Here is a 25,444-nt window from a genome sequence, read left to right on the forward strand (position 1 = left end):
GGCGACCCCAACGGCCACACCCAGGCAACGCCACCGGGGCAGCACCGACGCGACTCGATAGGCTCGAACAATGACACCGCCACATCATCGATCGGAGTCCGACCCCAGAGCGTTCGGATTCGCAGCCGTGATGCTCTGCGTCCTCCTCGCCACGATCTTCGTCTTCGCACCGAATACCGTCCCCGGTCATATCGGCTCGAACGGAACCATCGGATCCTGGTCGTCGAAGGCCCTGGTGCTCACCGCGGTCATTCCCGTCTCCCTGCTCATCTCGGTCGGCTTCATGATCCGGCCGCTATGGGAGTCCCTGCCTCTGTCTCTTGTGCAGATGCCCTTCGTCTTCTTCAAGTCGTTCTGGATCGCCGAAGGACGCACGGACTATGTCTATGCCAGGATGCTCGAGTTCCTGCGGATCCTCTCCGGCCTGTGCAGCGGCTTCTTCACGGCACTGCTGTGGATGGATCTCTGGGCAGCGGCAGGTCTGCCGGTGCCCGCTCATCTGCAGCAGTTCGTCTTCGTCTCTCTCGCGGCTGCGCTCATCGCCGCCGTCGTGCGCAACTACCGCAGCCTGCATCCCTCTCAGTGGACGCCCGAGTCGGACTGAGACTCTCGGCGGCTCAGGCTCCGGTTCCGAGCTCCTCCTCGAGGCAGTCGGCCAGCGTCGGCTGCGCGAACTGGTATCCGGTCTCCTGCAGACGTTCGGGCACCACCTTCTGATCGGCCAGCGCGAGTTCCTTGGCCCCATCGCGACCGAGGACCAGCTCGGTGACGAAGCCCGGGGTGGGCACACGGGCCGGGCGGTGGAGATGAGCGGCGAGTGCCTCCGCGAACTCCGCCTGAGTGACGAGGTCCGGTGCCACAGCATTGACCGGCCCCCGCACATAGTCGTAGAGAACAGCGTGGACGTAGGCTCGGGCCACATCATCGAGCGAGATCCACGCCAGGGCCTGTTCGCCGCTGCCCAGTTTTCCGCCCGCACCGGCGAGATACAGCGGGGCCTGGATCTTCAGCAGCCCGCCGAGGGTGGACAGCACGACCCCGGTGCGGATCGACACCCATCTCACGCCGGCTTCCTCGACGCGTGCGGCCTCGGACTCCCACTCCTGGCACACCTCGGCGAGGAATCCCTGGCCGGCCGGAGCCGATTCGTCCACGGGTTCGTCGGAGTCCGATCCGTAGTATCCGACCGCCGAGGCGCAGACGAAGACCTCCGGACGCTTGGCCTCGGGCAGGCTGAGCATGGTTTCGACCAGCAGCCGCGTCGAATCGATCCGTGAGGACCGGATCTCCTGCTTCGCGCTCTTCGTGAAGCGGGTGGCGATGGATTTCCCGCCGAGGTGGACGACCGCATCCGCCCACGCCAGGTCGCGGGGGTTGATGATGCCGAGGTCCGGATTCCAATGCACTTCGTAGGGCAGCGTCGGTGTCCGCCGTACGAGGAGACGCACGAAGTGACCGGCCGTGGAGAACAGTGCGGCCACCTGGCGGCCGATCATCCCGCTGCTGCCGGCGATGAGGATCCGCTTGCCCTTCTTCCGCGTCAGCAGGGGTGCGTTCGTGCTCTCCATGAATGAGATGTCCATGAGCATGCGTCGGTGCCGGGCCGCGAATGTCGCCTCGAGGTTGCGGATGAGAGTGCGATCGATGGCGTCGAACCCCTGCGGTGCCATGGAGAACTCGACCTGATCGTCGATCTTCGTCCCTCCGGCGACCGAGGTGAACTCATGGGTGTGCTTCCACTGGCTCAGCGGGCCCTTCTTGAGCTCGTCGACGAAGGAGAACCTCGACGGCCCCTCCGAGTGCACCGAGCTGAAGGGACGGCGGACCAGGCCGTAGCTGCCCGGAACGCTCGTTCGCACCTGTGCGACGGAGCCCGGCGAGATCGGAGGGTAGCTCTCCTCGACGATCTCCTGCGCCCAGTGCGGCGACAGCCGGGTCAGCGCTCCCGGCTGGGCGTGCCAGAGATAGGTCGTCTCCGCCGACAGCGGAACTTCAGATGTCCACTCGAACTTCGTCATGACGTCCCTCCTGCTTGAGATGATGCCACTCGATCCTGAGAGTGTGAGGCACAACTCGCCCAAGTGAAGATGAATTGTCACCGGCCGGTGGGCGATGCGCCCACCGGCCGGTGACAATGCCTGTCGTCGCTCAGCTTTCGACGGCGGGGATCTTTCCGAATCGGAACGCCGACCAGAAATCGCCGCGGACGTAGCCGTGGTTGGGTTCCGGGTCGAAGTCCCAGTGCCTCACCGTTCCGACCTTGAGCGCATCGGCAACGAGCTGCCGGCTCGACTGGCTCCCGAGCACGTGCTCCTCGAGGTGGTCGAGGTCGTAGCGGGACTCGAGCTCCTCCCGCATCGCCTGCAGCGTCTGCGCATAGGCGGGGTCCTCGGCCCGGTTGACCAGCTCATCCGGGTCGGCGGCGAGGTCGAAGAGCAGAGCCGGATCGCCCGGGCAGAGCGTGAGCTTGCAGTCTCCGCGCACAAGCGTGACCTGCGGGCGGTAGGTGCCTTCGGCGAAGTATTCGACGACGACATCCCGGTCCTCGGGTCCGAGTTCTCCCGTGGCCTCCCGCCGAGCCGACTCCAGCAGGGACGTACCCACCAGCCCTTCATCGATCGCCGAGGCGGCCCCGGCCGGCGCGTCAGCCCCACCGTCCGCAGAGGCCGCATCGCTGCCGGTGCGGGCGATCTCGAGCAGAGTGGGCGCGAGGTCGACGAGGCTGACGGGGTTGGCGTAGCGGCCGGGAGTGACCACCTCGGCGGGGCCGTTGATGATGATCGGCACCCGGGAGGACTGCTCGTAGGGCGACATCTTGAACCACAGTCCCTTCTCCCCCAGCATGTCACCGTGGTCGCTGGTGACGATGATGACCGTGTTCTTCGCCAGGTCGAGCTCTTCGAGCCGCTTCCTGATCGCCCCGACATGGTCGTCGATGTAGTTCACCGCCGCATAGTAGGCTCGGCGGGCTCGCCGCACGTCCTCGATGCCGGGCTCGCGCTGGTCGAAACCGCACATCGTGCGCAGCCGGTGGCTGTGCGGGTCCTCGGCCGCATCGGGAACCTCGGGGTGGGCGGGGTCCGGGATGTCCACCTCGGCGAATCGGTCCCAGTTGGCCTTCGGCGGTTCGTACGGATCGTGCGGGTGGATGAACGAGGTGACCATGAGGAACGGCTGGTCGGATCCGGCCGCCTGATTCGCGCGTTTGCGGTCGTTGAGGTGCCGCAGGGTCTTGAAGATCACCTCATCGTCGAAGTCCTGCTGGACGTTCGCACTCGCCGCTCCGGCGGTGAACACGGGTTCGGCTTCGTGGTACCACTGGAGCTTCTCCTCCAACGGCCGCTGCCAGTCCGGAACCATGTCGAGATCGGCCGGGTAGACATCGGTGGTCAGGCGCTGCTCGAACCCGTGGTGCTGATCAGGCCCGATGAAATGCATGCGCCCGATGAGCGCCGTGTGATAGCCGAGCTTGCGCAGCCGGTGGGCGAAGGTCGGCACCGAGGCGGCGAAGTCATCGCCGTTGTCGAGGCAGTCGACGTCCGAGGGCATCCGTCCGGTCATCATCGATGCCCGCGACGGCGCACACAGGGGCGTATTGCAGTACGCCCGATCGAAAACCGCCCCATCGGCGGCCAGAGCATCCATGTTCGGTGTCAGCGCGGCCTGATCGCCGTAAGCGCCCAAGGCCTGCGCGGCCATCTGATCGGCCTGGATGACGATGATGTTCGGGGTGGTCATGAGCGGTCCTCTCGGTGATCGGTGGTGGAGTCGGAATCGGTCGCCGAGGCAGCTCCGGACCCGGCGAGTTCCTCAGCCTCGGTGTCGGTGGGGTCATCATCGGCTGCCGCGGATCCGTCCGGATCACCGGATTCGGTATCGGCGGTCCAGCCGTCGGCCCATTCCCCGGTTTCGTAGTCGAAGCCGACCGGATCGCCGTTCTCGTCCGTGCGCTGGTACCAGCCGGTGTAGTCCTCGTGTTCGGAGTCGATGCCGCAGTTCGCGCCGTCACCGGGTTCGGTGGGAACGACCTGGAGGGCGAAGTCGTCGCCATAGGCGTCGGCACCGGCGACCACGGCATTGTCGACGGCGTTGAGCGCGTACTGCCGGCGCAGAGCCAGCGGGTCCGTGCGCAGCTCCTTGAACCACGCGACGATGATGAAGAGCATGACGATCGCAAACGGCACGGCCGTGACGATGACGAGCTGCTGGAGCCCTTCGAGCGCGCTGGCGTCGCCGAGGAGGAGCATGACCACGGCGATGCCGGACATGACCAGACCCCAGAACACGACGACCCACTTCTTCGGCTCCTGATCACCGCGGCTGGTGAGCATGCCCATGACCACCGAGGCGGAGTCCGCGGAGGTGATGAAGAAGATCGCGAGGACGACGATGACGACGAACGGCAGCCATTCGACGTAGGGCAGATTGTCGATGAGGGTGAAGAACACCTCGGGGGCTTCCATGCTGTCGTTGAAGCCCGCGGCTCCGGAACGGTACATCGAGATCGAGGTTCCGCCCATGATGCCGTAGGCGACGAAGAGCAGAGTCGAGGGGATGAAGATCGTCCCGAGGATGAACTGACGGATGGAGCGACCGCGGGAGATGCGGGCGATGAAGGTACCGACGAACGGCGACCAGGAGATCCACCAGGCCCAGTAGTACACGGTCCACAGCGACTGGAATTCCTGAGTCTCATCGCCCCAGGACAGAGACCGGCCCATCATGTCGAACATCGAGCCGAGGTATTCCATGAACGCCGACGGCAGCAGGTTGAACAGGAACAGAGTCGGTCCGAGGAACAGGACCAGAGCGACGATGCCGACGGTGAGCACGATGTTGATCGACGACAGGTAGCGGATTCCCCGGGAGACGCCGGAGACGGCCGAGATGATGAATCCGCAGGTGAGGACGAGAATGATGATGACGAGCATATTGTTCGTCATCGGTCCCGCTCCGGAGACGATGCTGACTCCGGTGCCGATCTGCATGGCCGCGATGCCCAGGGCCGCGGCGGTGCCGAAGAGCGTGGCGACGATGGCGAAGATGTCGACGAGCTTGCCGGCGAAGCCCTCGGTCTGGCGCTTGCCGAAGAGGGTGACGAAGATCGAGGACAGCAGCAGGGAGCGTCCGCGACGGTAGGCGGCGTAGGCGATGGCACCGCCGACGAGGGCATACATCGCCCAGGCGTGGAAGCCCCAGTGGAAGTAGGTCTGGGCCATCGCACCGTGAAGCGCTTCGGTGGTCTCCGGATCGTTCGTCAGCGGAGGCGGGGCGATGAAGTAGGTCAGCGGCTCGGAGGGCCCGAAGAAGAGCACACCGATGCCGATGCCGGCGGCGAAGAGCATCGCGACCCAGGAGAAGGTGCTGAACTCGGATTTCTCTCCGTCCTTGCCCAAGGGGATCTTGCCGTAGGGCGAGAACGCGAGGATGAGCAGAGACACGAGCACGATGATGGCGACGAGGTTGAACAGCCAACCGACGTGCAGAGTCGCCCAGTCATAGGCCGTCTGGGCGACACCGGCGACGCTGCTGGGGCTTGCGATGCCCCAGATGACGAATGCGACGGTCAGCGACCCGGCGATCGCGAAGATGATCTTGTCGAGGAAGTAGTGACGACGCTGCTCGTCGATGGCGATGCCGGGCACGAGGATGGGGTGGGTGTCGTGCGGGTAGTTGGCGCCCGCCTCGCTGGCACCGGCCTTGCGAGGGTCGGGGCGGCTGTAGTCGAGCTTGCCGAGGCCTCGTCCGGTCTCTCGGCTGACCCGTCCCGCTTCAGCACCGACGCGCTTCGCGTCGGCCTTCAGCCGTTCTCGCGGCGGGCGGCGGGTGGACGTGGTGGATTGGTCCGATTCCGTCCGGTCGGGATTCGTTTCGAAATCGTCTGCCATGTGTCGGTTCACTTTCATTCGGCGGTCAGGACAACTGTTCGTCGAACGGCGACAGGCCCAGCAGACATACCCGCTATCGCCCGATGAGCTCGGCGGCTCATCAGGTCAGAGATTTTCAGGATTCGAGATCGACTGGGCTGTCGCCGATCAGCAGGGGGCTCCGCGGATCGGCGGACGGTGCTTAGGGCTCTCCGCCCCACCATCCGACGGCAGCAGGTTCCCAGGAGTCATCGGCGAAGCCACAGCTCGGGCGTTCACGATTCGGAGTCGACGAACCACCACGGTGTGGGTCGTCACTTCCGAAAAGAGTCATATCTTCAGACGATAACAGTTTCTGCAGTCTTCCCAAAGGAAACGGCAACGGCCGCTGGACACAGCCTCAAGGCCACTCTGCCCGGAATGCTTGCCGCTGAGCTCAGCCTGCTTCGACGAGCATGACGCCGACGGCGATGAAACCGATGCCGAGAAGTGCCTTCCGCGTCAGCGGGTCCTTCCAGATGACGCGTGAGAGCAGGCAGACCAGGGCGACTCCGCAAGCGGCCCAGAGGCCGTAGGCGACCCCGAGGTGCATGCCGGCGGCCAGTGTTCGGCCGAGGAAGTAGAAGGCAGCACCGTAGGCGATGGCGACGGGAATGATCCAGATCCTGCGCTGCAGGCCCCCGCTGGCGCGCAGGCACAGGGTGCCCGCGACTTCGCTGAGGATCGACAGGACCAACCAGAGCCAACTCATTCGGTCACCTCCTCCACGGTCTCTGATTCGCCGGGCGTTCCCGACTCGACAAGGACGACACCGATGATGATGACGACGATGCCGATCACGGCACCCAAGCTGAGGACTTCTCCGAAGAACACGACACCGAGCATCGCAACGAGTGCGACGCCGCTGGCCGACCAGGTGGCGTAGACGGCGCCCAGCGGCATCCCGAGTCGCTGCGTGAGGCCGAGGATGAAGAAGGCTGCGGCGTAGAGGATGACGACGCCGGGGATCCACACCGGATCGGCGATGGAGGCGCGCAGCATCAGCGTTGCGGCAACCTCGGCGAGGATGGCGACGGCGAGGAGGAGCAGACGAGTCATATTCATGCGGTCACCTCCCGGGTGCCGGTGCCGGTGCCGGTGGCGGTGCCGGTGTCGGTGCCGGCGTCATCGGCAACGGCGCGATCTTCGGCGGCTGAGCACTCACCTGCCGCTGCGGGCTCTTCGGCTCCGGTACGGCGGTTCGCCGCAGCACGGCCGTTTCCTGCGGTGAGTCTTTCGGCCATGTCGATGAGTCCGAGGGCGTGTTCGCGCACTGCGGCGAGGTCGGTCGACCGGAAGACTCCGGTGGCTTCGGACATCCATGCCCCGTCAGCGCAGAACCGGGCCGCGGTCAGCAGTGACACCGCCTGCGCGTCGAGCCCGACGGTGTCGAACCACGGCCCGAGGTGGCCACTCCACGCCTCCGCCAACGTCGGGTGGTAGAGGGCATCGGAGAAGATCCAGTAGTCGGCGCGGGAGACCTCTGCCGTGGTCGCGACGGCGACATAGGCGCGGTGCCGCTCGAAGCTCGACAGCTCCCCAACCGGTTTCCCGGCCTGCCCGGCGAGCATATGCGCCCAATGCTCGGCGGCATGATCGACCACTCCCACCATGAGGGCTTGTTTGGAGGGGAAGTGGTACATCAGCCCCGGCTTCGTCAGCCCTGCCTGGTGGGCGACCGATTCGAGCGAGATGGTCACACCCTGCACCGAGTCGTGCGATTCGGCGAGAGCCTTCGCCGCTTCGAGAATCCGTGTCCGCGCATCACCAGCCATACAGCGACTTTACCAACCGGTTGGTAAAGTCAGCCAGCCCTGGCCTTCACCGGCCCAGCTGCTCGCCGATGCGGCCACTCCGCGAGTTCAGCGGATTGGTCCTGCGACTCAGTTGAGCAGCGCCCGGTCCCCCAGGGTCGCTCCCTTGAGCTTCGAGAACTCCCCGAGCAGAGTCTCAACCGTCAGGTCCTTCTTCTCCTCGGCCGTGGCCTGGTAGATGATGCGACCTTCGTGCATCATGATCAGCCGGTTGCCCAACGCGATCGCCTGCTCCATGTTGTGGGTGACCATGAGCGTGGTCAGCCCGTCAGCTTCGACAATCTTCTTCGTCAGCGCCGTCACCAGCGCTGCGCGCTGTGGGTCGAGCGCCGCCGTGTGCTCGTCGAGCAGCAGGATCCGCGGCTGAGTGAATCCGGCCATGAGCAGACTCAGCGCCTGCCGCTGTCCGCCGGACAGCAGCCCGACCTTCGTCTTCAGTCGGTTCTCGAGGCCGAGCTCGAGCGTCGCCAACTCGTCCTTGAAGTGCTCCCGCCGCGCCGAGGTGGTGCCCCGACCCAGCCCACGTGACTGTCCGCGCTTGAGCGCCAGGGACAGGTTCTGTTCGATCGTGAGGTCCGGTGCTGTGCCCGCCATGGGATCCTGGAACACCCGGCCCAGGTACTTCGCGCGCTTGTGTTCACGTTTCCGAGACACCTCGGCGTCGTCGATCGTGATCGATCCGGAGTCGATGGGCAGACGTCCGGAGATCGTGTTGAGCAGTGTCGACTTGCCCGCACCGTTGGAGCCGATGACGGTGACGAAGTCGGACTCGGCGAGTTCGAGCGAAAGCCCCTGCAGCGCCTTGCGCTCGTTGACGGTTCCGGCGAAGAAGGTCTTCGAGATGGTGTTGATCTTGAGCATGCCACTCAGCCTTCCTTCCCGGCGCGTGCACTGCTTGCCCCGGCAGGGATGTCAGCGATCTCGGCCGGGTCCTTGATGTCGGTCGTGCCCTGCGGCACCGAGGTGGCCGCACGGTTGCCGCGGCCGCGCAGCGACGGGATCCGCTTGAGGAAGCCCCACCTGGGCAGCAGCAGTGCGATGACGACGAGGAGCGCAGTGGTCAGCTTCATGTCGTTCGTATCGAGCCCGGCGCGCAGGGCGAGGAAGATGATGAGCCGGTAGAACACGGAGCCGAGCAGTGCGCCGAGGCTGGCCATGAAGATGTTGCGGTTGCCGAACACGGCCTGGCCGAGGATGACCGACGCCAGTCCGACGAGGATGAGGCCGATGCCCATGCTGATGTCGGAGAAGCCCTGGTACTGGGCGACGAGGGCACCGCAGAGCGCGACGAACCCGTTCGACAGGGCGAGGGTGAGCATCGTCGAATTGTCGGTGTTCACACCGAGGCTGCGGATCATCTCCTTGTTGTTGCCGGTGGCCTGGATGGCCAGGCCGAGATCGGTGGTGAGGAACCAGTCGATGGCGAACTTGAGGATGAGGGCGAAGGCGAGCAGGATCGCGATCGACACCCAGGTGCCCAACAGCATGTTCTCCCGCAGCGGGGTGAACACGGTGTCCTCTCGCAGCAGCGGCAGGTTCGCTTTGCCCATGATCCGCAGGTTGATCGACCACAGTCCGATCATCGTGAGGATGCCGGCGAGCAGTCCATCGATGCCGCCCTTGGTGTGGAGCAGACCGGTGATGTATCCGGCGATGAGTCCGGCACCGATCGCGGCGGCGGTGGCCAGGAAGGGGTCGACCCCGGCGATGATGAGGGAGGCTGCGGTGGCGCCGCCCGTGGTGAAGCTTCCGTCGACGGTGAGGTCGGGGAAGTTGAGGACCTTGAAGGTCAGATAGACCCCGAGCGCCATCGCGCCGTAGATGAGCCCGAGCTCCAATGCTCCGAACATGGGTTTCCGTTCATTTCTGGTGTGTGGTTCGTGGTGGCGCCGAGGGGGCCGGCAGTGCTGCCGGCACCCTCGGCGCCGGTGACCTCAGGCTGAGGAGTTCAGGACTCCGCGCACCGGGTCACGAGGTGTGGCCGACGAGGGTCAGTCGATGACGTTGTCGGCTTCGTCGATGAGCTTCTGCGGAATTTCAACGCCCTGGGCCTTGGCGGCCTTCGGGTTGACGACGAGCTCGAGGTTCGAGCTGGTCTCGACCGGCATCTCGGCAGGCTTCTTTCCGTCCTGGAGGATCTTGAGAGCCATTTCGCCGGTCTGTTCGCCGAGCTTCGTGTAGTCGATGCCGCGGGTGATCGCTGCCCCGGATTCGACCTGGCCGGCTTCGGAGCCGACGAGCAGAGCCTTGTTCTTCTCTGCCGCCTGAACCATGGTCGACACGGCCGAGACGACGTTGTTGTCGGTGGGCACGTAGTAGGCGTCGACCTTGCCGAGTGACTCCACGGCCTGGGCGAGTTCGCTCGAGTTCGCGATCGTCGCTTCCTTGATCTTCACATCAAGGCCCTTCGCGGCCTCCTTCGCCAGGTCGACCTGCACCTGCGAGTTGACCTCACCGGAGCTGTAGACGATGCCGACGGTCTTCGCATCGGGCTTGACGTCCTTGACGAGCTTGAGCTGCTCTTCGACCGGGTTGAGGTCGGAGGTGCCGGTGACGTTGCCGCCGGGCTTGTCGCTGGAGTCGACGAGCCCGGCTTCCTCGGCGTCGGTGACGGCGGTGAAGAGCACGGGCTTGTCGGTGATCGCCTGGGCCGCGGCTTGGGCGGCCGGGGTGGCGACGGCGAGCACGAGGTCGAGGTCGTCGTTGGCGAAGGTCTGGGCGATCGAGGTCGCGTTGGCCTGTTCGCCCTGGGCGTTCTGCACATCCCAGTCCACGTCGACGCCGGCATCTTCGAAGGACTTCTTGAAGCCTTCGGTGGCGGCGTCGAGCGCCGGGTGCTGCACGAGCTGCGAGACACCGATGGCGAACGAGTCGTCCTTGCCCCCGCCGTCACCGCCCTCTCCGCCGGAGCAGGCCGAAACCGCAAGAATCGAACCGACCGCCACAATCGCTGTGGCCAATTTCCTGAGACGCATTCTTCTCCCTTTCGGAATTTCGGTCCGCCGGTGCGGATCCGTCACGAATTCTGCATTCGGCACCGCCTCCCCTCGCACGCGAGAGGGCAGGGCGATGCAGATGAATGATGTGTCACCTGGCCTCAGACCGTTCTGAGACCATGACGCACATCACGTCGAATGTGATGATATCCACTCTATTGCCCGGCACTGACACCGGGTGCCGATTGCGGCTTTTGGAGACAATCGTCCCAGTATCGTTATCTCCGGCGACAGACGTCCCGTCAGGGCTCGATCTCGACATCCGTTCGTCCCAGGACATCGAGGATCCAGGCGAAGTCGAACGCGGTCTCCTTCCAGGCGTCGTAGCGGCCGGAGGCGCCTCCGTGGCCGGCGACCATTTCCGTCTTGAGCAGGGCGTTCGCCCCGACTTCGCGGAGCCGGGCGACCCATTTCGCGGGTTCGACGTAGAGGACCCGGGTGTCGTTGAGCGAGGTCACGGCGAGGATCTTCGGGTACGCGGCCTCGGTGACGTTCTCATAGGGGGAATAGGAGCGCATGTAGTCGTAGACGTCCTCATCGTGCAGCGGATCGCCCCATTCCTCCCATTCGATGACGGTCAGCGGCAGTTCGGGCATGAGGATCGAGGTCAGAGCGTCGACGAAGGGCACGTGCGCACTGATTCCGGCGAAGAGTTCGGGAGCCATGTTCGCGACCGCGCCCATGAGCAGTCCGCCGGCCGATCCGCCGGTGGCCACGAGCCGGTCCGGTCGTGTCCATCCCTCCTCGACGAGGTGGTTCGCGGCGGCGATGAAGTCCGTGAAGGTGTTCTTCTTCGCGGTGGTCTTGCCCTGGTCGTACCAGTGTCGGCCCATCTCTCCGCCGCCGCGGACGTGGGCGATGGCGAAGACGACCCCGCGGTCGAGCAGAGACAGCCGTGAGACCGAGAAATACGGGTCCATGCTCGCTTCGTAGGAGCCGTACCCGTAGAGGACGAGCGGTGACGGCTCTTCCGGCGCCGAGGCGGCCGTGCCCTGATCGGCGAAGCGCTGCAGGTCCGTGCGGTAGACCACCGAGATCGGCACCTCGGTGCCGTCCTCGGCGCGAGCCCACAGCAGGGTCTCGTCATACTTGTCGAGTTCGACGGAGCCGAGCACGGGCTGCCGTTTGAGAACCGTGTCAGTGCCGTCCGCGATGCTGTGGGAGTAGAGCACAGACGGAGTCGACATGGAGGTGAAGAGCAGCCGGATGGCGGTCTGGGCGAACTCGGGGTTGGCCGAGAGCATCAGGGTTCCGGTCTCTCGACCGAAGGGCAGCTCCTGCAGTGCCCCATAGGGCGAGGCGGCGTCCAGGGTGAGCGCGATGGTGCCGACGCGGGCGAAGCCGCCACGGCGGTAGCTGAGGACGATGAAGTCGGCGAAGGCGTCGACGTCTTCGATGCGCATGCCGTCGATGTCGGCGAGGACGGGGCGCGGGTCCGCCGTCGGGTCGGAGGCGGGGACGTCGACGAGTTCGAAGTCGTCGCGGTTGCGGTTGTGGGTGATGAGGAACCGGTCCTCACCGCCGATGACAGCGTGTTCGACGTGGTATTCGACGCCTTCGACGCGCGGCCAGACTTCCTGCGGTTCGGCTTCGAGGTCGTCGGCGCTGATGCTCCAGTAGCCGGTGGTCGTCTTCGACCCGGTGACGACGAACATCATCGTGCCCGAACGGGAGAACCCGGAGCCGACGAAGTAGCGTTCATCGGGTTCTTCGAAGATGCAGGTGTCTGCCCCCGCTGCGGTGCCGACGCGGTGGCGCCACACCTTCTCCGGCCGCCAGGCGTCGTCGACCGTGGTGTAGAAGACGAAGCGGCCGCTGGGATCGAGCGAGGCTCCTGCGAAGGTGCCTTCGATGACGTCATCGAGTTCGTCACCGGTCTCCAGATCCCGCAGTCGCAAGGTATAGCGTTCGTCTCCGGTGGTGTCGACGCCGTAGAGCAGCCACCGTCCGTCGTCGGAGAGCGAGAAGGATCCGAGTGAGAAGAACTCCTGCCCCTCGGCGGCGAGGTTCGAGTCGAAGACGACCTCTTCACCGGGCAGCTCGTCCTCGCCGACCGTCGGCGGGGTCCAGTCCTCGGGTCCGGAGATCGGGACGCGGACGCTGATGCCGTAGTCGAGTCCGGCCCGGGTGCGGGAGAAGTACCAGTAGGCGCCGCGCCGGTTGGGCACGGACATGTCGGTTTCCTTGATGCGGGTCTTGATCTCGGTGAAGATCGATTCCTGCAGTCCTTCGAGATGAGCGGTCTGCGCCGCGGTCCAGGCATTCTCCGCCTCGAGGTGCGCGATGACCTCGGGCGAGTCCTTCTCCCGCATCCATTCGAAGTCATCGACGAAGGTATGCCCGTGGTGGGTGCGCTCGAGGGGCACCTTCTTCGCCACCGGGGCCGAGGTCGGGCTTGCCAGCGTCGGGCTCGCGGGCTTCGAGGACTCGGACTTGGAAGACACGGACGAGGCCGTCGGAGTTTCGGATGATTCGGGGGCTGCTGCACCGGAAGTTTCGCTCATGAGTCCACCCTAGTGGCAGACTCGTCGACCGAGGCGTGCTCGGCGGCACCTTCGCGCGGCCCTCGCAGGCCCCCGGGCGAGCAGAATGCGCTTAACGCGCTCAATGAGCAGAACGCGCAGAGTGAGCATAAGCAGGCGCCGCGTCAGCGCACCACCTTAAGGTGAGTCTCACATCACACCTGCCTTCAAAGGAGAAGTCCGTGCCACAGGCGCCACCTCCCGAGGATTCGACTGCCGAATCCTCCCATCCTTCACGACGAATGTTCGGTCGCTTCGCCTATGGGGCGATCGCCTTGGCGGCGATCGGCACGGCGACGACCTACTCGTTCAAGGCCGCCTCGGCCCAGGGCGATCTGTCATCGAACCTCACCCTCATCGCTCCGGCCGGGGCGGGTGGCGGCTGGGACGGGTTCGCCCGGGAGACTCAGCAGGCCATGCGCGTCGAGGCGCTGGCGAACAACGCGCAGGTCGTCAACATTCCCGGAGCCGGCGGCACCATCGGTCTCGGCAAGTTCTCGACCATGCACGGTCAGGCGGATACGATCCTGGCCACCGGCACGGCCATGGTCGGCGGCATCGCACTGAACGCATCGCCCGTCGGCTTCGCTGACACCACTCTGCTGGCCCGCGTGGCCGAGGACTATGACGTCCTCATCGCCGCAGCCGACTCCCCGCACAACACGATCGACGATGTCGTCGGTGCGTGGAAGAAGGACCCGAAGGGATTCGTGTGGACGGGCGGCTCGGCCGGTTCCGTCGACCATCTTACGATCGCTCAGCTCGCACTGCTCGGCGGAATCCCCGCCTCCGACATCACCTACATTCCGAAGTCCGGCGGCGGTGAGGCGATCCAGACGCTGCTCTCGGGCACCACCGACTTCGCGTCCTGCGGCTTCAACGAAGTCTCCGACCAGATCGAAGCCGGACGCGTCAAAGCCATCGGTGTCGCCGCTCCGGAGCGGATCAAGGGCTTCGACGATGTGCCGACCATGTCCGAACAGGGCTACGAAGTGACGCTGACGAACTGGCGCGGCTGGCTCGGGGCGCCCGGAATCACCGGCGCCGAATCCTCCCAGCTGCTCGGGGTGCTGCAGAAGACCCGCGACAGCGCGGCCTGGAAGGACGCCCTCGATCGGAACAAGTGGACCGACGTGTGGCTGACCGGTGATGAGTTCACCGAATTCATCAAGGAAGACAGCTCCCGGGTAGAGAAGCTGCTGAAGGAGTTGGGACTGTGAGCGCACAGACAGCAACGGACACGGAACGGACGAACCGCCTCGGCGCGGGAACCTGGTGGCAGGGACGATCGGGACTGATCGTTCCGCTCATCATGGGAGCCTTCTCGACTTATCTCCTCGTCGGCATCCTCACGATGGACGTCGCCGAGGATGCGGACAAACCGGGGCCGCAGTTCTTCCCGATGATCATCATGATCGTCGGATATGCACTGACGATCCTGCTGGTCATCGCCTATATGCGCAATCCGGAACCGGTCGACGTCGACGACGAGGTGCCGACCGAAGTCGAGGAGGACACCGCGTTCTCGACCCCGGTCACCGCGGCGGTCTCGGCATCGCGCCTGTCCCCTCACGAAGAGGACGAACCGGCAGGCGACCGCAAGGCTCTGGCCGCAGCTCGGGCGGCCGATACGAAGCACCGCACGCACAGCGACTTCGTATCCCTGGCCTGGGGCGCCGGCGGTTTCGCCGCCTTCGCGCTGATCCTCGAGTTCGCCGGGTGGATCATCGCCGCCGCGCTTCTGTTCTGGTGCGTGGCGAGGTCGATGGGCTCGAAGAAGCCCTTGTTCGACCTCACTGTGGCGCTGACGTTCTCATCCTTGGTCTACATCGCCTTCGCGGTGATGCTGGGGCTCAACCTTCCTTCGGGAATCCTGGGAGGTGGCTTCTGATATGGACGCTCTCATGTCCCTCTTCGAGGGCTTCACACATGCTCTGACTCCGATGAACCTGCTGTGGGTCCTCGTCGGCTGCTTCCTCGGCACCGCCGTCGGCGTGCTGCCGGGCCTCGGATCGTCGATGGCGGTGGCGCTGCTGCTGCCGATGACCTTCGCACTCGATCCCACCGGCGCCTTCATCATGTTCGCCGGCGTCTACTTCGGTGGGCTCTTCGGCGACTCCACGATGGCCATCCTCATGAACACTCCGGGGCAGGCTTCGGCGATCGCCTCGACCTTCGAAGGCCACAAGATGGCCAAGGCCGGGCGGGCCCCACAGGCTCTGGCCACCGCCGCGATCGGTGCGTTCATCGGCGGGTTCATCTCCTGCTTCCTCGTCGTCTTCGTCGCCCCGGCATTGGCGGATCTGTCGACGAGCTTCGGTCCCGCCGAGTTCTTCGCCCTCGCACTCTTCGCCTTCGTCGCCACCTCCTCGGTGGTCGCCGATTCGGTGCTCAAGGGGCTCACTGCGCTCGTGCTGGGCATCGGCTTCACCGTCATCGGCATCGACTCGGTCTCGGGCACGGAACGCTTCACCTTCGGAGTGCCCGAGCTCTTCGACGGCGTCTCCCTGGTCACGGTGACCGTGGGTGTGCTCGCCCTCGGCGAGGTGTTCTTCATCGCCTCGCGCATCCGACGTCAGGCCAAGGACAACACGGTCAACTCCTCGGGTCGGCCCTTCCTCTCCCGCAAGGAGTTCGGTGAGGCACTGCCGGCATGGCTGCGCGGCACGGCGATCGGTCTGCCCTTCGGCGTCATCCCCGTCGGCGGTGCCGATGTGCCGACGTTCATGGCGTACGGGCTCGAGCGCAAGCTCGATGCCCGGCGGGCCGACCCGCAGTTCGGCAAGGGAGCGATCCGCGGTCTCGCCGGCCCCGAGGCGGCCGGTTCGGCGACGACGGGCATCGCCATGGGTGCGCTGCTCGCGTTGGGGCTGCCGATCTCCGCGACCGCGGCGATCATGCTCGCCGCATTCCGTCAGTACGGCATCCAGCCCGGTCCGCTGCTCTTCGACCGCTCCCCCGAACTCGTGTGGGGTCTGCTCGCGAGCTTCTTCGTGGCGATGATCGTCCTCCTCATCATCAACCTGCCCTTCGCTCCGCTGTGGGCGAAGCTGCTGAAGATCCCGGATCCCTACCTCTACGGCGGCATCGCGGTGTTCTGCGGTCTGGGCATCTACGCGACCTCGGCGTCGACGTTCGAGCTGCTCGTCCTCCTGGGCATCGGCATCATCAGCTTCGTGCTCAAACGCTACGGAGTGCCGTTGGCACCGCTGATGATCGGCATGGTCCTCGGTCCCCTGGCCGAGTCGAACCTGCGCGATGCGCTGCTGGCCTCCGGCGGTGAGGCATCGACGCTCGTGTCCTCACCGATCACGATCGTCATCTACCTCGTGCTCATCGCCGCCCTGCTCTACACCGGCATCGGCCGTGTGCTTGCCCGCAGGCGCCAGAAGCAGACGACGCAGGAGATGCTCTCCTCCGCGAAGGATGCGGTGCGCTGATCGTCTCCGCGGCTTCGCCGCATTCCCCGCAGCGACCAGGCGGCCGACCCATTACGGGGCGGTCGCCTCGTCGTTTGCCTCGGCGTCGGCTCCAGGCAGGAGCCGTCCGGCACCTCGCAGTCCGAAGCTCGTGAGCACCGCGGCGATGAGGACGAGGACGACGGCCGCACCGGCGGCCCACTGCACTCCTGTCTCGAACGAGGACAGGGCCGCCTCGGCGATGCGGTGGGCGGTCGCGCCTCCCGTTTCGGCGGTGTATTCGAGAGCCGAACCCAAGGTGTCGAATTGCGGTTGGCCCGCTTTCGCACCGATCTCCGAAGCCAAGGCCGACCCGAAGACGAAGGTCGAGAGCCCGCCGAGGACGGTCGTGCCCATGACTGAACCGAGTTCGTAGGCGGTCTCCGATATCGCCGAGGCGGCCCCGGCCTTGTTCGCCGGGACCGCGGCGAGGATGAGGTCGTTGGTGACCACCTCGGCCGCGCCGAGCCCGATGCCGAGGATGAGGAACGCGACCAGCATTCCGGTCACGGTGTGCTCGCCGGTGAACGCGACGATGCCCATGCCCACGGCGTTGAGCAGCAGTGCGGCGGGAACGACTACGCGCGGGGCGAGGCGGGTGACGATCGGCACGACGAGGTAGCCGGAGACGATCGAGGTCACGAGCCCGGGGATGAGGACGAGCGCGGCTTCGACCGGGGTGAGGCCGAGGACGAGCTGGAGCAGCTGGGTGCCGAAGTAGAGGAATCCGGCCAGGCCCATGACGCTCAGCAGATTCGAGGCCACCGCGGAGGTGAAGACCGAGTTCGCGAACAGTCGAACATCGAGCATCGGAGTCGGCAGTGCGAGCTGGCGCAGTGCGAAACTTGCTCCCGCGACGATGGCCACCGAGAGGGTGAGCCAGAAGAGGATGTCAGCGCCTGCGGTCATCGCGTGTTTGAGGGCGAAGACCAAGGGAGCCAGCGCGAGCATCGACAGGAGGATCGAGGCCGGGTCGATGCGGCCCGGATTCGGGTCCCGCGATTCGGGCAGCAGCAACAGAGCCGCCGGGATGAAGACGGCGATGAGCGGAATGTTGATGAAGAAGATCGAACCCCAGTGGAAGTGTTCAATGAGGATTCCGCCGAGGATCGGGCCGAGTGCCGCGCCACCGGAGAACATCGCCGCCCAGGTGGCGATGGCCACCCGCCGGTCACGCTCGTGGGCGAAGATGTTGCGGATGAGCGAAAGCGTCGAGGGCATGAGGGTGGCCCCGAAGACTCCGAGCAGCGCACGAGCGAGGATGAGCATCTCCGCCGAGATGGAGAACGCCGCGAGCAGAGACGCCGCCCCGAAGCCGGCCGCGCCGATGATGAGCAGTCGACGCCGACCGAGCCGATCGCCGAGGCTGCCCATCGCCACGAGCAGTCCGGCGAGCATGAGGGCGTAGATGTCGACGATCCACAGCAGTTGGACTCCCGTCGGATGCAGGCCGACGCTGATGGCCGGGATGGCGAATCCGAGCACCGTGTTGTCGATGGAGATGAGCAGCACGGGGATCATGAGCACAGCCAGGCCGGCCCATTCGCGCCGGCCGGCGCGCAGCTGTGGAATCAGCGTCGTCGTCATTCACCCAACTGTACCGTCTGGACGGTACAGTTGGGAAGTGTTGGCGGCGCTAGGAGCGAGATGCTCGGGAAGTGCACAGGCTGTATTCGCCGAACCGGTGCACCGATTCACCCGACCGCGCCATCGACTAGGCTCATAGTCATGGCACGCAATCCGACCGCAACGAAGGAGAGGCTGCTCGACGCCTTCGAGACCCTGCTCGACGAATTCGGCACTTCGGGCGCGACTCTCGACGCGGTGGCCGCGAAGGCCGAAGTCTCCAAGGGCGGGCTGCTCTATCATTTCGGGTCGAAGGCCGAGCTCATCAAAGGCAGTCTCGAGAGACTCGACCGCCTCGTCGCCGAGGACGTCGAAGACATGAAGGCCGCCGGCGAGCGCCTCCATTACTACTACCTCGAGACCTCGGCAGAGGTCGGCACTCCCCTCGACCGCAGCCTCATCGCGGCCGGGTGCCTGGCCTTGGAAAACGAGGGCGCGAAGGCGGCTCTGCGCAGAACCCGGGAAGCGTGGTTCGACGCGCTCAACAACCACCTCGGCGATGCGGACCTGGCGATGACGATCCAACTCATCGGCGACGGCATGTACTTCAATCAGAACTTCGGTCTCTCACAGGACGAGGCGCTTGACCACGTCAAACGGGTCCTCACGCGCCTCGGACTCTGATCTGGGATCCCGGCCCCAGGCTGTCGCCCCCGTTACCTTTTAAGTAGCCTCAACATCCGTCAGGATAGAAGGGGTCGCTGGCCTGAGGACCTCGGCATGATTCATGCCCCCAGTCGTCATGATCCGGGGGGTGTTGTCACCGAGGTTCGAAGGCACCAGGGAAATCGCTGATAGGGGCCAGAACCACTGGCAGAACACATGCCTCGAGCCCGACCGTAACGTGGATGCCGAACCCCGGAGCCACCCAGCACCACCGGCCAGCCGAACCACTCACAACCGCAGTCACACCAGTCGAAGAAGATGAGTGACATGATCACCAACCACGACACCATTGACGTATTCATCGGCATCGATGTCGGCAAACACGACCACCACGCCGTGGCGCTGGCCAGGGACGGCACCCAACTACTGTCGAAGGCCCTGCCCCAGAACGAAGCAAAACTCCGAGCACTCATCGACAAGCTCCGCACCCACGGGACACTCCTGCTCGTCGTCGATCAGCCCGCCACGATCGGAGCCCTACCCGTCGCCGTCGCACAAGCAGCCGGCGTCACCGTGGCCTACCTCCCCGGGTTGGCGATGCGCCGCATCGCGGACCTGCACCCAGGAGAGGCAAAGACCGATGCCCGGGATGCCGCGATCATCGCTGAAGCCGCCCGCACCATGCCACATACCCTGCGCGGGATTCGGGTCAGCGATGAAAACGTCGCGGAACTGTCGATGCTGTGTGGCTACGACGATGACCTCGCCAAACAAGCCACGGCCACGTCGAACAGGATCCGGGGCCTACTCACCCAGATACACCCCGGACTAGAAGCCGTCATCGGTGCCCACCTGGACCATCCTGCAATGACGGCGCTGCTGGTGAAGTACCCGACACCGAAGGCTCTACGTCGGGCCGGCAAGCACCGGGTCGAGACGCTGCTGGCCAAACACGCTCCACGAGCGTGGAAACGCTGGGCGACAGCGATCTTCGCCGCCTTGGACGAGCAGACTGTGGTGGTCGCGGGCACCGATGCGGCAGGGATCGTTCTCCCGCAACTGGCCACAGCTTTGGCTCAGACGAGGTCGTCGCGGGACGAGGTCTTTGCACGGATCGAGGAGTTGGTGGAATCGCATCCTCTTTTCGAGCTCCTGACATCGATGCCGGCAGTCGGCGTCAGGACAGCGGCGAGGATCCTGACCGAGGTCGTGGGCAAGGACTTCGCCACTGCCGGGCACTTGGCCTCTTACGCCGGTTTGGCACCGGTGACGTGGCGATCGGGGACGTCGATCCGTGGTGATCATTCGTCCCGCCGTGGCAACAAAGTCCTCAAACGGGCGCTATTCCTCTCGGCATTCGCAGCGTTGAAAGACCCGTTGTCGAGGACGTACTACGACCGGAAACGTGCCCAGGGCAAGAAGCATAACCAGGCTCTGATCGCGTTGGCTCGTCGACGCTGCAACGTATTGTTCGCGATGCTGCGTGACGGTTCCTATTTCCACGTACCGATGGAGGCCACTGCCGCGTAGACAGGTTCCGAAGCACCCACGTCCAGTCCGAGACTGCGTCCCGGACCAATCAGTCCTGCCCAGCATCAGCCGGCAAGACTATTCGAAGAAATCTTGGTCACCCCTTGACGAAAACCATAGGGGCACCCCCCCCCAGGCTCTTTTGCGATGCGAGCAAAGAGTTCCGGACGATCTGTGCGGAATTCTGCCCGAAATTCCCGCACAGATCGTCCGGAACTCGGCTGACGGCTCCCTCCTGACTCGCGCAGCGTTGCCTGTGGACGGTGATTCTTCATCCACAGGCCAGATTCTTCCTATTCTGTTTCCTCGCCCGGTCGACGATGCTGTCGTCTATGTCCGATGACGTCCGCTGGCAGATGCATGACTTTCCGCAGGTGTTCCGTACACGGGACCATGCAGAACGGGGAATCACCCGGCACAGTCTCTACCATTCGAAGCGCTACGAGGAGGTGCTCCCGGGCGTGAGGATGGACCTCGAGAAGTTCGACCGGTGCGCGGCACCGGTCTGGGCCGACGCCGCATGGCGCTTCGATGCACAGAGACTCCGCGCTGCTCTCCTCCTCTACCCCGCCATCGCTGCCAGTCACGCATTGGCCGCGAGGCTCTATGGATGGCCGCTTCCGTCCAACTGGCTGGATTCGCACCTCCACGTCTCGCTCACGAACCCGAACTCACGAATCAGACTCTCCGAGATCACTCTGCGTCGGATGACGTCGATGTCGGTCAAGCGGTGGTTCGGGCTGCCGATCCTCGCACCTGAGGACGTCATCATCGGTATCGCCGGCGACTTGCTCCAACGCGATCTAGTGAAAGTCATCGACGCTGCCGCCGGCAATTGGCACGGACCGCCGCAGATCCGCCTCGATGAGCTTCGCGTCTCTGTTCGCGGACGCCCCTTCGTCCGCCAACGACAGCACCTCATCGAGGCGGTCGATCTCGCTCGTCCGACTGTCGACTCTCCACCGGAGACGGATCTGCGTCTGTGGGCCGTTGCGGTCGGCCTTCCCGAACCAGTCGTCCATCCGAAAGTCCCCAGCCGCAGTCTCGGGCGCATCGTCGAACCGGATCTCGGGTACCCCGAAGCCTTACTCGCTCTGGAGTACGAAGGCGGTCACCACTTCCAGTCGAAACGACAGAGGGAAAACGACCTCAAACGCGATGAAGCGCTACGGGCCGAGGGATGGACCGTCCTCCACGTGACAAGCAACGTCGACTACCGACAGCTTGAGACTCAGATCCGGCACCACCTCGGGCTCGCGTCCCGCTCTCGTCCAGGCGGTGGCCGATCGGGGTGAGGCATCGGGGTTCTCGTCGGTTCGCCTTGCCCTCGCCGCCGGAGCCGAACCCCTCGCGACGGGAGCCGAAATCAAGTTCCGGACGATCTGTGCTGAAATTGTGCGCCAACTTCAGCACAGATCGTCCGGAACTACCTGAAGTTCCCGCGGCCGTCGACTGCACCTCAGCTCAGGTGGTGCACCTCCTGCAGACCATAGACCGGGGTGTCGATCCCTTCGTGACGGGCCTTGAGCTGCAGGGCCAGGTAGAGCGAGTAGTGCCGTGACTGGTGGAGGTTGCCGCCCATGAACCACAGGTTCTCCTGCTGCGTGGGCTTCCACATATTGCGCTCTTCACCCTCCCACGGGCCGGGGTCCTTCGCGGTGTTCGAGCCCAGTCCCCAGCACTTGCCGACTTTGTCGGCCGTCTCCTGGTCGACGAGGTCTGCCACCCACCCGTTCATCGAGCCGTAGCCGGTGGCATAGACGACGAGGTCGGCAGTCAGCTCGGTGCCGTCATCGAGAACCACTGAGTTCTCGGTCAGGTGGTCGACTTGCCCCTTGACGAGCTTCACCTTGCCGTCGGCGACGAGCTCGGCGGATCCCACGTCGATGTAGTAGCCGGAGCCGCGGCGCAGATACTTGAGGAAGAGCCCGGATTCGTCATCACCGAAGTCGAGTTCGAACCCGGCGTTCTCCATCCGCTGGTAGAAGTCCTTGTCGCGTTCCTTGATCTGGTCGTAGAGCGGGATCTGGAACTCGTGCATGATCCGGTAAGGCAGCGAGGCGAAGATGAGATCCGCCTTCTCCGTCGTCACACCTTTGGCCAACGCGCGCTCGGAATACAGGTCCCCCATCGCGATATCCACGAGCGAATCGCTCTTGACGATGTGCGTGCTCGAACGCTGCACCATGGTGACGTCGACATCGTTCTCATACAGTGCGCCGCAGATGTCGAAGGCCGAATTGTTGCTCCCGATGACGACGACCTTCTTGCCCGCGTAGGCATCGGGGCCGGGATGCTGCGAAGAATGCTGCTGCTCGCCCTTGAACACGTCAGCGCCAGGGAACGTGGGGATGTTCGGTTTGCCCGACATGCCGGTGGCCATGACCAGGTGAGTGGGGCGCAGCGTGAGCTTCTCCCCGTTCCGCTCGACGTCGACCGTCCACTGACCGGCGTCTTCGTCATAGCTCGCCGAGCTGGCCGTCGTCGAGGACCAGTACGGGATCTCCATCACCTTGGTGTAGAACTCCAGCCAATCCGCGATCTTGTCCTTCGGTGCGAACACCGGCCAGTTGTCCGGGAATTTCAGGTACGGCAGGTGGTCGTACCAGACAGGATCGTGCAGGCACAGCGACTTGTACCGTGACCTCCACTGGTCGCCCGGCCGCTCCCACCGGTCGACGACGAGGGCGGGAACTCCAAGCTGGCGAAGGCGAGCGCCCAGAGCGATTCCGCCCTGTCCCCCGCCGACGACGAGGATGTACGGGTCGGCGGTCTTTCCCCAGGAGGCGTCCTCCTCGGCGAGTTTCTCCGACCAGCTCTTCCGCTCGGGATCGACTCCGTGCTCCGCGCCCATGATGCGGCGGGTGCCGCGCGGCTCTTCGTGTCCGGCGATTTCCTGCAGTGAGGTCAGGACGGTCCACGCTTTGGTGCCGTCCTCGTCGATGAGACGGACGAGTCCCTTGCCCCGCCCCACCGAGGTGGTGAAGGTGAACCAGGCTTCGGTCACCCCATCTGCTTCCGCGGCGGGTTCGCTGAGTTCGAAGTTCATGGGCGAGACGCGCTCGAGGTTGTGCGTCAGCAGGTCGGTGACCCCTTCGGGGTTCTCCACGGTCTTGAGGTTCCAGGTGAAGGACACCAGGTCTCTCCAGTAGCTGGCCGTGGCGAACAGTCCAGCCGCGGCCGGGATATCCCGGGCCCGCAGAGCCGATTCGAATTCGTTCAACCACTCGGTGGCGATGTCGTCTGCAGTCAGCTGCCGGCGTTCGATCGTCGTTGTCATGATCACTCCTCTTCGTTGAGCTGTGTGAGTCCAAGCTATGTGCGGCCGGCCCCGGAAGGAAGAGTTGCATCAAGTTGCATGGCCATGCGCGAGGACCGCCCCTATACTCAAGACATGCCTCAGCCCGACCTGGCACACCTCGCCAGGGATCTGACACGCATTCACGATGCCGTGATCACCGGTGGTTCGCCGCCGGTGCAACCGCGCGCGCTCGTCAAGCGCTCGTGGGATCGGATGCTGCGCCTGGGCCTCGATCCTGCAGGCGGCAATCGGAGGCTTGTCGCCGCCGAGGCGGATGTCGAGGCACGCAGGCAGCGGTCGAAGCTGCGCCTGATCATCGACGAGATGAAGACAGTGCTCCTCCAGGCTCCGGACGCCGCGACTTTCATCCTCGTCGTCACCGATGCCGAGGGTGTCATCCTCTGGCGTGATGGAGCCACCGTCGCCCGTCGCCAGGCCGATGGTCTGGGCTTCGTCGAGGGTGCGCACTGGTCGGAATCGGTCGTCGGGACGAACGCCATCGGCACGGCCTTGGCTGAGGAATCGCCCGTGCAGCTGTTCTCTGCCGAACACTTCGAATCCTCACAGCACCCGTGGTACTGCAGCGCGGTTCCGATCCATGACCCCACCGACGGCACTTTGCTGGGAATCGTCGACATCAGCGGTCCTGCACTGACTCTGCATCCGACGGTGCAGACCCTGGTCAACACCGCTGTTCGTCTCGCCGAGGCGCGGCTGCTGATCATCCAGCAGGAACAGCTGTCGAGCCTCCGTGATCGCATGTCGACGATGCTGCAGGGCTCTCAGGGTCCTGCTCTGGTCGTCGACGACGCCGGCTGGGTCGCCTACCAGCAGGGGGTGAGGAGCCGCGACCGAATCGAGGTGCCCTCACCGGACCGCACGATCCTCATCCCGGGAGCCGGGCTCTGCCTGCCCGAGAGGATCACCGGAGGCTGGCTGCTCCGGCCCTCCGGAGACCGCCAGGCGGCAGTGGTGCTCCGGCTCTCTTCCGACCCTGCCGTGCTCGAGGTCCACTCAGGGGCGGATCCGCTGACTGTTCCGCTTACGCCCCGCCACGCACAGATCCTCGAGGCGGTCACCTCGGCGGGGACAGCCGGCATCAGTGCCGCAGAACTCAGCGGGACGCTCTACGGTGACTCCGACCGGCTGGTCACGGTACGCGCCGAGGTGTCCAGGCTGCGACGATCGATCGGTGCACTGCTCGCCACCCGCCCCTACCGCTGGGCCGAGGGAGTCAGCGCGCGGGTGGAGTGATCACTGCCTCCCAGCGCCCCGATACGTGCCGAAGTTCCAGAGCACGCCCTCGGGGTCCTGGACGCTGAAGTCGAGTGACCCGTAGTCCTGTTCGGTCAAGCCCATGACTTCGATGGCCCCGGCACTGATCGCACGATGGTAAAGCTCCTCGACACGGTCCGTTGCGATGTAGACCGAGCCGGAGGCGACACCGGTCTTCGTCATCACTCCCCCGTCATCGCGGACCGAGCCGAGCATGATTCCCCCGCCTTGGAGCCAGGCCAGTTCGGCGTGGTCGACCCGTTGCGGATCCTCGGCGTTCGTGTACTCGACCACGACCTCGAATCCGAAGGCCTCGCACAGGAAGGCGATTGCGGCCTTCGCGTCCCGATAGCGGAACGTCGGCCAGATGTTCGCTGCGGTTCCATTCGACATGTCAGCTCCTAGAGTTC

Annotated in this window: 21 protein-coding genes; 8 read left to right on the forward strand and 13 right to left on the reverse strand. The window is 65.0% G+C overall.

All coding sequences use genetic code 11. The features are described 5' to 3' along the window. Window positions 1–70 precede the first annotated feature (70 nt). Window positions 71–604 carry a hypothetical protein gene (locus ACQE2J_RS16875; RefSeq protein ID WP_135542487.1) on the forward strand — a complete coding sequence of 178 codons (534 nt, stop codon included), beginning with the start codon at window positions 71–73 and terminating at the stop codon, window positions 602–604. A gap of 13 nt (window positions 605–617) precedes the next feature. Here ACQE2J_RS16875 and ACQE2J_RS16880 read toward each other — a convergent pair whose 3' ends face one another. The 10 genes from ACQE2J_RS16880 to ACQE2J_RS16925 all read right to left on the reverse strand — a co-directional run bounded on the left by ACQE2J_RS16880 (window position 618) and on the right by ACQE2J_RS16925 (window position 13,220). Then, the gene (locus ACQE2J_RS16880) at window positions 618–2,018 is read right to left on the reverse strand and encodes a TIGR01777 family oxidoreductase (protein WP_135542486.1); all 1,401 of its coding nucleotides are present in this window, start codon (window positions 2,016–2,018) and stop codon (window positions 618–620) included. A gap of 130 nt (window positions 2,019–2,148) precedes the next feature. Beyond that, complete coding sequence (gene betC, locus ACQE2J_RS16885) at window positions 2,149–3,738, reverse strand: choline-sulfatase (RefSeq protein ID WP_135542485.1); 1,590 nt, start codon at window positions 3,736–3,738, stop codon at window positions 2,149–2,151. Beyond that, window positions 3,735–5,888 (reverse strand): BCCT family transporter, encoded by a 2,154-nt coding sequence (locus ACQE2J_RS16890; RefSeq protein ID WP_205683403.1) that lies wholly within the window; start codon window positions 5,886–5,888, stop codon window positions 3,735–3,737. Before ACQE2J_RS16890 ends, betC begins: the two co-directional genes overlap by 4 nt. 415 nt (window positions 5,889–6,303) lie before the next feature. Beyond that, window positions 6,304–6,618 (reverse strand): DMT family transporter, encoded by a 315-nt coding sequence (locus tag ACQE2J_RS16895; RefSeq protein ID WP_135542483.1) that lies wholly within the window; start codon window positions 6,616–6,618, stop codon window positions 6,304–6,306. Further along, window positions 6,615–6,971 (reverse strand): DMT family transporter, encoded by a 357-nt coding sequence (locus ACQE2J_RS16900; RefSeq protein WP_240690119.1) that lies wholly within the window; start codon window positions 6,969–6,971, stop codon window positions 6,615–6,617. The genes ACQE2J_RS16895 and ACQE2J_RS16900 overlap by 4 nt, the downstream gene beginning before the upstream one ends. Further along, on the reverse strand, window positions 6,968–7,681 hold the full coding sequence (locus ACQE2J_RS16905; protein WP_135542481.1) for a TetR/AcrR family transcriptional regulator: 714 nt from the start codon (window positions 7,679–7,681) through the stop codon (window positions 6,968–6,970). Before ACQE2J_RS16905 ends, ACQE2J_RS16900 begins: the two co-directional genes overlap by 4 nt. Window positions 7,682–7,789: 108 nt before the next feature. Next, complete coding sequence (locus tag ACQE2J_RS16910) at window positions 7,790–8,581, reverse strand: ABC transporter ATP-binding protein (protein ID WP_135542479.1); 792 nt, start codon at window positions 8,579–8,581, stop codon at window positions 7,790–7,792. Between the two features lie 5 nt (window positions 8,582–8,586). Next, complete coding sequence (locus tag ACQE2J_RS16915) at window positions 8,587–9,570, reverse strand: ABC transporter permease (RefSeq protein ID WP_135542477.1); 984 nt, start codon at window positions 9,568–9,570, stop codon at window positions 8,587–8,589. Between the two features lie 141 nt (window positions 9,571–9,711). After that, entirely contained in the window at window positions 9,712–10,695 is a 984-nt protein-coding gene (locus ACQE2J_RS16920; protein WP_135542475.1) for an ABC transporter substrate-binding protein, read from the reverse strand. Between the two features lie 263 nt (window positions 10,696–10,958). Further along, window positions 10,959–13,220 carry a S9 family peptidase gene (locus ACQE2J_RS16925; protein WP_135542474.1) on the reverse strand — a complete coding sequence of 754 codons (2,262 nt, stop codon included), beginning with the start codon at window positions 13,218–13,220 and terminating at the stop codon, window positions 10,959–10,961. Between the two features lie 200 nt (window positions 13,221–13,420). Between ACQE2J_RS16925 and ACQE2J_RS16930 the strand changes: the two genes are divergently transcribed. From ACQE2J_RS16930 to ACQE2J_RS16940, 3 genes are read left to right on the forward strand one after another with little or no spacing between them, the layout of a single operon-like run. Then, the gene (locus tag ACQE2J_RS16930) at window positions 13,421–14,458 is read left to right on the forward strand and encodes a Bug family tripartite tricarboxylate transporter substrate binding protein (RefSeq protein WP_240690117.1); all 1,038 of its coding nucleotides are present in this window, start codon (window positions 13,421–13,423) and stop codon (window positions 14,456–14,458) included. Further along, window positions 14,455–15,129, forward strand: coding sequence for a tripartite tricarboxylate transporter TctB family protein (locus tag ACQE2J_RS16935; RefSeq protein WP_240690115.1), 675 nt, complete (start codon window positions 14,455–14,457; stop codon window positions 15,127–15,129). Before ACQE2J_RS16930 ends, ACQE2J_RS16935 begins: the two co-directional genes overlap by 4 nt. Before the next feature lies 1 nt (window position 15,130). Next, window positions 15,131–16,678, forward strand: coding sequence for a tripartite tricarboxylate transporter permease (locus ACQE2J_RS16940; protein WP_135542472.1), 1,548 nt, complete (start codon window positions 15,131–15,133; stop codon window positions 16,676–16,678). Between the two features lie 51 nt (window positions 16,679–16,729). On the opposite strand, the gene ACQE2J_RS16945 is transcribed toward ACQE2J_RS16940, so the two are convergent. Then, window positions 16,730–18,283, reverse strand: a complete 1,554-nt coding sequence (locus ACQE2J_RS16945) for an MFS transporter (protein ID WP_426936699.1) — start codon at window positions 18,281–18,283, stop codon at window positions 16,730–16,732. 141 nt (window positions 18,284–18,424) lie between these two features. On the opposite strand from ACQE2J_RS16945, the gene ACQE2J_RS16950 reads away from it, so the two are divergent. The 3 genes from ACQE2J_RS16950 to ACQE2J_RS16960 all read left to right on the forward strand — a co-directional run bounded on the left by ACQE2J_RS16950 (window position 18,425) and on the right by ACQE2J_RS16960 (window position 21,753). Then, window positions 18,425–18,946: a TetR/AcrR family transcriptional regulator gene (locus ACQE2J_RS16950; RefSeq protein ID WP_135542468.1), complete on the forward strand. Its 522-nt coding sequence runs from the start codon at window positions 18,425–18,427 to the stop codon at window positions 18,944–18,946. A 309-nt stretch (window positions 18,947–19,255) separates the two neighbouring features. After that, on the forward strand, window positions 19,256–20,458 hold the full coding sequence (locus ACQE2J_RS16955) for an IS110 family transposase (protein ID WP_426936256.1): 1,203 nt from the start codon (window positions 19,256–19,258) through the stop codon (window positions 20,456–20,458). A 332-nt stretch (window positions 20,459–20,790) separates the two neighbouring features. After that, window positions 20,791–21,753, forward strand: coding sequence for an endonuclease domain-containing protein (locus ACQE2J_RS16960; protein ID WP_240690081.1), 963 nt, complete (start codon window positions 20,791–20,793; stop codon window positions 21,751–21,753). Between the two features lie 164 nt (window positions 21,754–21,917). Here the strand turns inward: ACQE2J_RS16960 and ACQE2J_RS16965 are convergent, their stop codons facing one another. Then, on the reverse strand, window positions 21,918–23,738 hold the full coding sequence (locus ACQE2J_RS16965; RefSeq protein WP_135542253.1) for a flavin-containing monooxygenase: 1,821 nt from the start codon (window positions 23,736–23,738) through the stop codon (window positions 21,918–21,920). A gap of 114 nt (window positions 23,739–23,852) precedes the next feature. Here ACQE2J_RS16965 and ACQE2J_RS16970 point away from each other — a divergent pair, with 114 nt between their 5' ends. Then, window positions 23,853–25,013, forward strand: coding sequence for a GAF domain-containing protein (locus ACQE2J_RS16970; RefSeq protein ID WP_426936700.1), 1,161 nt, complete (start codon window positions 23,853–23,855; stop codon window positions 25,011–25,013). Here the strand turns inward: ACQE2J_RS16970 and ACQE2J_RS16975 are convergent, their stop codons facing one another. Then, complete coding sequence (locus ACQE2J_RS16975) at window positions 25,014–25,427, reverse strand: VOC family protein (RefSeq protein WP_426936701.1); 414 nt, start codon at window positions 25,425–25,427, stop codon at window positions 25,014–25,016. It abuts the gene before it with no gap. Between the last annotated feature and the right edge of the window lie 17 nt (window positions 25,428–25,444).

It is taken from the genome of Brevibacterium sp. LE-L (genome assembly GCF_050214925.1).
Taxonomy (GTDB): Bacteria; Actinomycetota; Actinomycetes; order Actinomycetales; family Brevibacteriaceae; genus Brevibacterium.